Source organism: Mycobacteriales bacterium (assembly GCA_035550055.1).
In the GTDB taxonomy this organism is placed as follows: domain Bacteria; phylum Actinomycetota; class Actinomycetes; order JAFAQI01; family JAFAQI01; genus DASZTV01.
The window spans coordinates 1-10,317 of the sequence record DASZRO010000048.1 but is presented as its reverse complement, the minus strand read 5'-3'; the positions used below and the strand labels follow the sequence as shown (position 1 = coordinate 10,317).

Genomic DNA, 10,317 nt, shown 5'->3' with positions numbered 1-10,317 from the left:
CAGCACCACGTCACCGGGAGAACGGTTGGGCTTGGCGCCCGGCGGGGGACCGCTCGGCGGTGGGGCTTGCGGAGCGGGCTTCGAGCCGCCGCGGGGCTGGATCGGCTTGGCGCCCGGGCGCGGGCCGCTCGGGGCCACCGGTGGGCCGCCGGCCGGCGCGACATCCATCCGGTGGATCACGGCGTACTGCTGAACCATGCTCCACAGGTTGGTGGTCAGCCAGTAGAGCAGCACACCGACCGGGAAGTAGAACCCGTAGATCAGGAAGAACAACGGGAAGATGTAAAGCATGATCTTCTGCGTCTGCGCCTGCTGGGAGTCGGCCACCGGGCCGTTGCGGGCCATCAGCTGACGCTGGGTGATAAACGTGGTGGCGCCCATGATCACGGTGAGGATCAGACACAGCGCACGTGTCGATCCTTGGCTGCCACCGAGCGCGTGCAGGACCGCGCTGCTGGTCTTGAACGACGCCGAGATCGGCACGATCCCGAACAGCTTCGCGTGGGCCGCGTGGAACACGTCGAGCTGCGGGAAGCCCTGCTGCCCCTTGTAGCAGCTCACCAGATGCGAGTTGCAGGTCGTGGAGATCGGCTTGATCTCTTTGAGTGTGTGGAACAGCGAGATGAAGATCGGGATCTGCAACAGCAGCGGCAAGCAGCCCGACAGCGGATTGACCCCGGCTTCGCGCCAGAGCGCCATCATCTCCTGGTTGAGCTTCTCCTTGTCGTTCTTGTACTTGGTCTGCAGCTCTTTCATCTTCGGCTGGACGGCCTGCATCGCGCGCTGGCTGCGGATCTGCTTGACGAAGACCGGGAACAGCACCAGGCGCATCGCCACCGTCAGCACGACGATGGACAGCGACCACGCCGCGCTCGACCCGACGATGTGGGCGAGCCCGCTGTGGATGTGCACCAGCAGCCAGGCGACCGCGTTGTAGAGCGGATTCAGGAAGCTCATCGGGTCATCCGTTCCGGAACAGGGTCGTAACCGCCGGCGTGGAAGGGATGGCAACGGCCGATGCGGCGCAGCGCCAGCCAGCCCCCGCGCAGTGCGCCGTACTCGGCGACGGCGGCCATCGCGTAGCTGCTACACGACGGATGAAACCGACAATGGGGGACAAACAGGGGCGAAACCCACCGCTGGTAACCGGTGAGCACAGCGAGCAGGGCCGCCGCGAACCAACCGGTACGTCGGGCCGGCACCGCAACCGCCGCGGGCGCGCTCACGGGTAGGCCTTCGCCAAGGCCCGGTCCAGGGACTCGGCCAGCGCCGCCGAGCTGCGACCGGCCGCCGTCGCCGTGGCGCGCACCACCAGGCGCGCTCCCGCCGGCAGCTTGTTCAGCCGCGCCGCGAGCAAGTGCTGGAGGCGGCGACGCACTCGGTTACGCGTGACCGCGGGGCCGACCACCTTGCCGACGACGAAACCGACCCTGGTCGCGGCGTCGTCGGCCCGGTGGGCATGCAGCACCAGCCCCGGCTCGCTCACTCGCCGTCCCTGCCGGGTGACCAGGCGAAACTCCGCGGGGCGGTGCAGCCGCAACGGCCGCGCCAGCACGTGCGAGGCTCTTAGGCCGAGATCGACGCGCGGCCCTTGCGGCGACGCGACGACAGGATCGCGCGGCCGGCACGCGTGCGCATCCGAAGCCGGAAGCCGTGCGTCTTCGCACGACGACGGTTGTTCGGCTGGAACGTCCGCTTGCTCACTTGTGCCTCACACGGGTAGCTGCAACCCGTTCGGCTGCAGGACTGGTGGCGCGATTTCCCGCATGCGGCAGGCACGTACCGACCTGCGCACGCATGACGCGCTCAGCCAAGGTACGGGGGGGTGTGAAGCGGGTCAAACGAGCAGCTCCGGTCGCCAGATCGAGACGTGTCAAGGCAACACGCCGGTAGCGGTTGAAGCGCCCGTCACCGGCTGTTAGCGTTTCGCCGCCGGTCCTTCCCCTGGTAGCTCTTCGCACGAAGATCCACAGTCTGTGGATGGCGGTGTGGACGAGGTCCCCGCCGACGCTAGGAATTGCTGCACGACCGTCGCAAGACGCCTGGATTTCGCCCGTACCTGCCGGAGGAGCGCCCATTGTCCGACCAGGTCCTCGATCTCGACGCTGTCTGGACCCGAGCGATAGCCGGACTTGGCGAGGACGTGGTCTCCGCCCAGCAACGCGCCTGGCTGCGCCTGACCAAGCCGTTGGCACTGGTGCAGGACACCGTGGTGCTGGCAACGCCCAACGACTTCGCGCGCGACGTGCTCGACACCCGGTTGCGCCCGCTGGTGGTCGACGCGCTGTCGCGCGAGCTCGCTCAGGACGTCCGGGTAGCGGTCACCGTCGAGTCGGAGTCGAGCGAGCCGACCGGCGAGGCGTCGCAACCTGCCGACGTGGTCGAAGAGGACCCGTACCCGGTCGACGACGAGCCACTGCCGCCGCCGACCTCGATCGCCAAACGCGGTGAGTCGGACCGGCTCAACCCGAAGTACCAGTTCGAGACCTTCGTCATCGGCTCGAGCAACCGGTTCGCGCACGCGGCGGCGGTCGCGGTCGCCGAGGCGCCGGCCAAGGCGTACAACCCGCTGTTCATCTACGGCGACTCCGGACTGGGCAAGACCCACCTGTTGCACGCGATCGGCCACTACACCCGAGCCCTCGTGCCCGGCAGCCGGGTGCGCTACGTGAGCTCGGAGGAGTTCACCAACGACTTCATCAACTCGATCCGTGACGGGCGCGGCGAGATGTTCCGCAAGCGCTACCGCAATATCGACGTACTGCTCGTCGACGACATCCAGTTCCTGGAGAACAAAGAGCAGACGCAGGAAGAGTTCTTCCACACGTTCAACACGCTGCACAACGCGAACAGCCAGATCGTCATCTCCTCCGACCGCACGCCGAAGCAGCTGGTCACGCTGGAGGACCGGCTGCGCAACCGGTTCGAGTGGGGCCTGATCACCGACGTGCAACCCCCTGAGCTCGAGACCCGGATCGCGATCCTGCGCAAGAAGGCCGCCGCCGAGCGCCTCGACGCTCCCCCGGACGTGCTCGAGTTCATCGCCAGCAAGATCTCCTCGAACATCCGCGAGCTCGAAGGCGCGCTGATCCGGGTCACCGCGTTCGCCAGCCTCAACCGGCAGGCCGTGGACCTGGCGCTCGCCGAGATCGTGCTCAAGGACCTCATCGCGGACGCGGCCGGTCCCGAGATCACCGCGTCGACGATCATGGCCCAGACCGCGGCGTACTTCTCGATCTCGATGGAAGACCTGTGCGGCTCGTCGCGCAGCCGAGTGCTCGTCCAGGCGCGTCAGGTCGCGATGTACCTGTGCCGTGAGCTCACCGAGCTGTCGCTGCCGAAGATCGGACAGCACTTCGGCGGGCGTGACCACACCACGGTGATGCACGCCGACCGCAAGATCCGGTCTCTGATGGCCGAGCGCCGATCGGTCTACACCCAGGTCAGCGAGCTCACGAACCGGATCAAGAGCCAGGCCCGGGCATGAGCACGCCGTGGGGCTCGGTTTCGCTCCGTACACAACCTGGGGACAACGCTGTGGACGTTTCCGTCGTACTTCGTCCAATCAGCCGGCCGGCCCGCGTCATCCCCACCGTCTTCACAGCTTCGGCGGGGTCGTCCACACCGCTTCGGGACGCGACATGCCGCGCTGACCTGGGGCTTCACCGGTTGTCACCAACATCCACCGGCCTTATTACGACCACCAGCTGACCTCAAACTTGTCTGACCAACCGCTTATCACCATGTGGATTGCCCAGCACCGCAGTTGCGTAGGGACCACCTACGAGAGAAGGCGAGACCAGTGAAGATCCGAGTCGAACGTGACGCATTCGCCGACGCCGTCGCGTGGGCCACGCGCATCCTGCCGCAGAAGGCCGCTTTGCCCGTGTTGTCGGGGCTGCGCATCGATGCCGAGGCCGCCGCCGGCTCCGGCGTGCGGCTGTCCGGCTTCGACTACGAGGTCTCGGCGCAGGCCGACCTCGACGTCACGGTCGCCGAGGCCGGGTCGGTGTTGATTCCCGGCCGGCTGCTCGCCGAGATCACCCGCAGCCTGCCGCCGCAGCCGATCGACCTCGCGACCGACGGCAGCCGGGTGGTGCTGACCTGCGGGTCCTCGCGGTTCACCTTGCCGACGTTGCCGCTTGACGAGTACCCGTCGCTGCCGGAGATGCCGTCGGTGTCGGGCAGCGTCGGCAGTGACGCGTTCGCCGCGGCGGTCGCCGCGGTGGCGGTCGCCGCCGGTCGCGACGACGCGCTGCCGGTGCTCACCGGCATCCGGGTCGAGATCGACGGCGAGCAGATGACCCTCGCCGCTACCGACCGCTACCGGCTGGCGGTGCGCACGTTGCGCTGGCAGCCGGAGGAGCCTTCGATGGAGGCGACGGCGCTGGTCCCGGCGCGGACGCTCGCCGAGGCGGCGAAGTCGCTGACGTCGGGCGCACACGTGTCCATCGCGCTGTCGAACGCCGCCGCGGGCGAAGGCCTGATCGGGCTGGCCGGCGGCGAGCGCTCGACCACGAGCCGGCTGCTCGACGGCGAGTTTCCGAAGTACCGCTCGCTGCTGCCGGAGACCTCTTCGGGTGTTGCGACCGTCGACGCCGCGGCGCTGACCGACGCGGTACGCCGGGTGGCGCTCGTCGCGTCGCGCACCTCACCGATCCGGCTGTCGCTGTCCGCTGACGGCATCACCCTCGAGGCCGGCGGGCTCGACGACGCGGCGGCCACCGAGTCGCTGCCGGCGCAGTTCGAAGGCGAGCCGCTGACCATCGCGTTCAACCCGACGTACCTACTCGACGGGCTCGGGTCGCTGGACTCCGACGAGGCAGCGCTGTCGTTCACCGGCCCGACCAAGCCGGCCGTGCTCACCGGCAAGGCCGACGCTGACGGCGCGACCGATCATCGTTACCTGCTGATGCCGGTTCGTCTGGCGTCCTGACATCTGCGTCGGGTAGGACAGCGCCATGCAGCTGGGAATGATCGGCCTCGGCCGAATGGGCAAGAACATGGTCGAGCGGCTGCGCCGCGCCGGCCACGACGTGGTGGGCTACGACCTCTCACCGGACTCCGGCCGCGACGTCGACAGCCTCGAGGCGCTCGTCGCCGCGCTGGCAAAGCCGCGGGCGGTGTGGGTGATGGTCCCGGCCGGCAAGCCGACGAGTGAGTCGATCGCCGCGCTCGGCGAGCTGCTCGACGCCGGGGACCTGGTGGTCGACGGCGGCAACTCGCGCTACACCGACGACCAGCTGCACTCCGTCGCGCTCGCCGAGAAGGGCATCGGGTTCGTCGACTGTGGCGTGTCCGGCGGCGTGTGGGGCCTGACCGAGGGCTACGGCCTGATGGCCGGCGGCGACGACGCATCGATCGAGCGGATGATGCCGGTGTTCGACGCGTTGCGACCCGATCCGGAGTCCGGCTTCGTCCACGCCGGCAAGGTCGGCGCCGGCCACTTCACGAAGATGGTCCACAACGGCATCGAGTACGGAATGATGCAGGCGTACGCCGAGGGCTGGGAGCTGCTGGAAGCAACCGACCTCGTCACCGACGTCCGCTCGACCTTCGCCTCGTGGCAGAAGGGGACCGTCGTACGGTCCTGGCTGCTCGACCTCGCCGTCCGCGCGCTGGAAGAGGACGAGCACCTGGCGAAGCTCAAGGGCTTCGCGCAGGACTCCGGGGAAGGTCGCTGGACGGTGGAGGCGGCGATCGACCACGCCGTACCGATGCCGGTGATCACCGCCGCGCTGTTCGCCCGGTTCGCCTCCCGGCAGGAGGACTCGCCGGCGATGAAGATGGTTGCCGCGCTGCGAGCGCAGTTCGGCGGGCACGCCGTCGAGTCGACGGACGGGTCGAGTGGGCCGTCGTCGGCAGCGGACAGCATATCCGGCTGATGTACGTCGCGAAGCTGTCCGCTACAGACTTCCGCTCCTACCCGCAGGTCGACCTCGACCTCGACGCCGGGATCACCGCCTTCGTCGGGCCCAACGGCCAGGGCAAGACCAACCTGATCGAAGCGATCGGCTACCTCGCCACGCTCGGCAGCCATCGGGTCGCCCAGGACGCGCCGTTGGTTCGCGAAGGCGCCGAGCGCGCGGTGGTGCGCGGGGTCGTCGTCCAGGACGCCCGCGAGGTGCTGCTCGAGGTGGAGATCACGCCGGGCAAGGCCAACCGGGCGCGCCGCGGCGGCGCGGCGCTGCCCAAGGCCCGCGACCTGCTCGGCACGTTGCGCACGGTGCTGTTCGCGCCGGAGGACCTGGCGATCGTCAAAGGTGACCCGGCGGGCCGCCGCGACTATCTCGACGACCTGCTGGTCGCCCGGTCGCCGCGATACGCGGCGGTGCGCTCGGACTACGACCGCGTGCTGAAGCAGCGGAACGCGCTGCTGAAGTCTGCCGGCTCGGCACGGCGCGCCGGCGCCGAGCTGCGCACGCTCGACGTCTGGGACGCCCACCTCGCCGAGGCCGGCGCGGCGCTGCTGGCCGGCCGTCACGCGATGGTCGACGCGTTGCGCCCCTTGCTGGACAAGGCCTACGCCGCGGTCAGCGGCGGTGGCGGGCCGACCGCGATCGACTACAGCTCCTCGGTCGCACCCGAGATCGTCGGGACGACCGACCGCGAGCTGCTGTCGGCGGCGATGACCGCGGCCCTGGCGGCCAAGCGGGACGCCGAGCTCGACCGCGGGCTGACGTTGGTCGGGCCGCATCGCGACGACCTGCTGCTCTCGATCGGTGGGCTCCCGGCGCGTGGTTACGCCAGTCACGGCGAGTCGTGGTCGCTCGCGCTCGCCCTGCGCCTGGCGGGATACGACCTGCTCCGCGCCGACGGCGGGGAGCCCGTCCTCATCCTCGACGACGTGTTCGCCGAGCTGGATGCGGCACGTCGCGCCTCACTCGCCGAGCTCGTCGCACCGGCCGAACAGGTGCTGATCACCGCGGCGGTCGCCGGCGACGTGCCGGAACAGCTCGTCGGCGCCCGAGTCGACGTCGCCGCCGGTCAGGTGCGCCGTGTCCGCTGAGGACGGCGCGGGTTCGGGGCCGCAGCCGCAGCCACCGGCCGGCGCGGCGGCCGACCCGGCGCGGCGGTTGCTGGACCGGGCCCGGCGTACCAAACCGGTCCGCAAGGCCCAGCCGCGCCAGGGGGCCGAGTCCAGGTGGAGCGGAGCCGGGCCGGACCCCCGCGACCCGGCGTTGCTCGGCGGGCTGGTCAACGAGCTGGTCCGGGACCGGGACTGGGAGCGCACGCTGACGGCCGCGGGGCTGTTGCCGCGGTGGGCGCAGATCGTCGGCGAGGACATCGCGGCTCATTGCAAGCCCGACCGGCTGGTCGACGGTGAGCTGACCTGCATCGCCGAGTCGACGGCGTGGGCGACCCAGCTGCGGCTGATGTCGCGACAGCTGATGGCGCGCATCGTCGCCGAGGTCGGACCGGGCGTGGTCACCAAGCTGAAAGTGCGCGGTCCGACCGCGCCGGACTGGCGTCACGGGCCGCTGCGGGTGATGGGTCGGGGGCCCCGCGACACCTACGGATGACCGCGGCGCCGTCGCTGCCGCCGGTTAGGGTGCAACCGGCCGCCCTGATCGCGTCGTACGCCTCTCGGTGACCTCGTCCCGCGTGGGGGGACATTGGACCGAGGGGGATTGCGCGCCACGACCCTCCACAGGTGCCTGAAACGGCCAGTTCTGACCCCGGGCGAGGGTAGGATTGAACCAAGCATCCCTGGTTCCGGGCGCACAGCGCTTTCTCGCCGTGTGCCCGGGTTTGCGGATGTGCCGGTTTGTCGCCCACGCCCCAGGGGAGCGCACGTTGACCTACGACGCTAAATCCATCACCGTCCTCGAGGGTCTCGAGGCGGTGCGGAAGCGCCCAGGCATGTACATCGGCTCCACCGGCGAGCGCGGGCTGCACCACCTGGTCTACGAGATCGTCGACAACGCGGTCGACGAGGCGCTGGCCGGTCACGCGGACACCATCTTCTGCACCTTGCGCGCCGACGGCGCGGTGAGCGTGTCCGACAACGGGCGCGGCATGCCGGTGGACAAGCACCCGGTCGAGAAGAAGCCCGCCGTGGACGTCATCCTCACCACGCTGCACGCCGGCGGGAAGTTCGACGGCAAGTCCTACGCGGTGTCGGGCGGCCTGCACGGAGTCGGCGCTTCCGTGGTGAACGCGCTGTCGACCCGGCTCGAGGTGGACATCAAGAAGGACGGGTTCAACTGGTTCCGCGCCTACGTCGACGGCGGCAAGCCGGAAGGCCAGCTCGAGCGCGGCGAGCCGACGACGGACACCGGGACGACGGTGACGTTCTGGGCCGACCCGGCGATCTTCGAGACGACGCAGTACTCCTACGAGACGCTGGCGCGCCGGCTGCAGGAGATGGCGTTCCTCAACGCCGGCCTGTCGATCACGCTGCGCGACGAGCGCGACGAGGTGCCGGTCGAGAACCTGTTCCTCTACAAGGGCGGGCTCGAGGATTTCGTCAAGCACCTCAACGCGACGAAGACCGCGGTCCACGACTCCGTCATCCACTTCAACAACGACGGCGAGGGCATGGCTCTCGAAGTCGCGATGCAGTGGAACTCGACGTACGCCGAGTCGGTCTACACCTTCGCCAACACGATCAACACCCACGAGGGCGGCACCCACGAGGAGGGGTTCCGGGCGGCGCTGACCACGGTGGTCAACAAGTTCGCCCGTGACCAGAAGATCCTCAAGGAGAAAGACGACAACCTCACCGGTGACGACATCCGTGAGGGGCTGACCGCGATCGTCTCCGTCAAGCTCGCGCAACCGCAGTTCGAAGGACAGACGAAGACCAAGCTCGGCAACACCGAGGCCAAGTCGTTCGTGCAGAAGGCGTGCAACGACTGGCTCGCGTCGTGGTTCGAGCGCAACCCGCGCGAAGGCAAGATCGTGGTCTCCAAAGCGGCGCAGGCCGCGCAGGCCCGGGTCGCGGCGCGCAAGGCGCGCGACCTCGCTCGCGGGCGCAAGGGGTTGCTGGAGTCCAGCGGGCTGCCCGGCAAGCTCGCCGACTGCCAGTCGACCAACCCGGAGGAGTGCGAGCTCTACATCGTCGAGGGCGACTCAGCGGGCGGTTCGGCGAAAGGCGGCCGCAACCCGGTGTTCCAGGCGATCCTGCCGATCCGCGGCAAGATCATCAACGTCGAGAAGGCCCGCATCGACCGGGTGCTGCAGAACACCGAGGTCCAGGCGCTGATCACCGCGCTCGGCACCGGCATCCACGACGACTTCGACATCGCGAAGCTGCGCTACCACAAGATCATCCTGATGGCCGACGCCGACGTCGACGGCCAGCACATCCGTACCTTGCTGCTCACGCTGCTGTTCCGGTTCATGAAGCCGCTGGTGGAAGCCGGCCATGTCTACCTCGCCTCGCCGCCGCTGTACAAGCTGAAGTGGAACAAGCCGAACGAGCCGGACTACGCCTACTCCGACCGTGAGCGCGACGGCCTGATCGAGGCCGGCACCGCAGCCGGCAAGAAGCTGCCGAAGGACGAAGGCATCCAGCGTTACAAGGGGCTCGGCGAGATGAACGCCGAGGAGCTGTGGGAGACCACGATGAACCCCGAGACCCGGGTGCTCCTGCAGGTCAGCCTCGACGACGCGGCGACGGCCGACGAGATGTTCAGCGTCTTGATGGGCGAGGACGTCGAGGCGCGTCGGTCCTTCATCACTCGCAACGCCAAGGACGTCCGGTTCCTGGACATCTGAGTAGGCGCCGGCAGTCCGTCGTACGTCGCACGACCGCGAAAGGAACACCTTGACCGAGATCACCACCCCGTCTGGCGGCGGCCGGGTCGAGCCAGTCGGGCTCGAAGTCGAGATGCAGCGCAGCTTCCTCGACTACGCGATGTCCGTGATCGTGTCCCGCGCGCTGCCCGACGTCCGCGACGGCCTCAAGCCGGTGCACCGCCGGGTGCTCTACGCGATGTACGACGGTGGGTATCGGCCGGATCGCGGCTACTCCAAGTGCAGCCGCGTCGTCGGTGACGTGATGGGCCAGTACCACCCGCACGGTGACTCCGCGATCTACGACACCTTGGTCCGCCTCGCGCAGCCCTGGGCGATGCGGCTCCCGCTGGTCGACGGACAGGGCAACTTCGGCTCGCCGGGCAACGATCCGGCCGCGGCGATGCGCTACTGCTTGCCGGCATCGACACGCGTGCGCCTTGCTGACGGATCTTCGGTTGAGATCGGCGCCATCGTTCCTGAAGCCGCGCCGAACTCCGACAATCCCATCGATCTCAAGGTTCTCGATCGAAATGGCGACCCCGTCGGTGCCTCGATGCTCTTTCACTCCGGCGA

11 protein-coding genes are annotated in these 10,317 nt (G+C 68.9%); 7 read left to right on the top strand and 4 right to left on the bottom strand.

What is annotated here, in order from left to right; genetic code table 11:
• From yidC to rpmH, 4 genes are all read right to left on the bottom strand, one after another.
• Positions 1 to 957 (bottom strand): membrane protein insertase YidC (gene yidC / locus VG899_07715; protein HWA66240.1); only part of this gene is annotated, 957 nt, incomplete at its 3' end.
• The gene (gene yidD / locus VG899_07710; GenBank protein HWA66239.1) at positions 954 to 1,226 is read right to left on the bottom strand and encodes a membrane protein insertion efficiency factor YidD; all 273 of its coding nucleotides are present in this window, start codon (positions 1,224 to 1,226) and stop codon (positions 954 to 956) included. The genes yidC and yidD, both read right to left, overlap by 4 nt.
• Positions 1,223 to 1,555, bottom strand: a complete 333-nt coding sequence (gene rnpA, locus VG899_07705) for a ribonuclease P protein component (protein ID HWA66238.1) — start codon at positions 1,553 to 1,555, stop codon at positions 1,223 to 1,225. Before rnpA ends, yidD begins: the two co-directional genes overlap by 4 nt.
• 11 nt (positions 1,556 to 1,566) lie before the next feature.
• Complete coding sequence (gene rpmH / locus VG899_07700; protein HWA66237.1) at positions 1,567 to 1,704, bottom strand: 50S ribosomal protein L34; 138 nt, start codon at positions 1,702 to 1,704, stop codon at positions 1,567 to 1,569.
• Between the two features lie 418 nt (positions 1,705 to 2,122).
• On the opposite strand from rpmH, the gene dnaA reads away from it, so the two are divergent.
• The 7 genes from dnaA to VG899_07665 form a co-directional block, all read left to right on the top strand.
• On the top strand, positions 2,123 to 3,487 hold the full coding sequence (gene dnaA / locus VG899_07695; GenBank protein HWA66236.1) for a chromosomal replication initiator protein DnaA: 1,365 nt from the start codon (positions 2,123 to 2,125) through the stop codon (positions 3,485 to 3,487).
• Between the two features lie 315 nt (positions 3,488 to 3,802).
• Positions 3,803 to 4,936: a DNA polymerase III subunit beta gene (gene dnaN, locus VG899_07690; protein ID HWA66235.1), complete on the top strand. Its 1,134-nt coding sequence runs from the start codon at positions 3,803 to 3,805 to the stop codon at positions 4,934 to 4,936.
• A 25-nt stretch (positions 4,937 to 4,961) separates the two neighbouring features.
• A complete protein-coding gene (gene gnd, locus VG899_07685; protein HWA66234.1) occupies positions 4,962 to 5,885 on the top strand; it encodes a decarboxylating 6-phosphogluconate dehydrogenase in 924 nt (307 codons plus the stop codon).
• On the top strand, positions 5,885 to 7,009 hold the full coding sequence (gene recF, locus VG899_07680) for a DNA replication/repair protein RecF (protein HWA66233.1): 1,125 nt from the start codon (positions 5,885 to 5,887) through the stop codon (positions 7,007 to 7,009). The genes gnd and recF overlap by 1 nt, the downstream gene beginning before the upstream one ends.
• Positions 6,999 to 7,523 carry a DciA family protein gene (locus VG899_07675; protein HWA66232.1) on the top strand — a complete coding sequence of 175 codons (525 nt, stop codon included), beginning with the start codon at positions 6,999 to 7,001 and terminating at the stop codon, positions 7,521 to 7,523. The genes recF and VG899_07675 overlap by 11 nt, the downstream gene beginning before the upstream one ends.
• Before the next feature lie 235 nt (positions 7,524 to 7,758).
• Positions 7,759 to 9,723 carry a DNA topoisomerase (ATP-hydrolyzing) subunit B gene (gene gyrB / locus VG899_07670; GenBank protein ID HWA66231.1) on the top strand — a complete coding sequence of 655 codons (1,965 nt, stop codon included), beginning with the start codon at positions 7,759 to 7,761 and terminating at the stop codon, positions 9,721 to 9,723.
• 49 nt (positions 9,724 to 9,772) lie between these two features.
• Positions 9,773 to 10,317 (top strand): DNA gyrase subunit A (locus VG899_07665; GenBank protein ID HWA66230.1); only part of this gene is annotated, 545 nt, incomplete at its 3' end.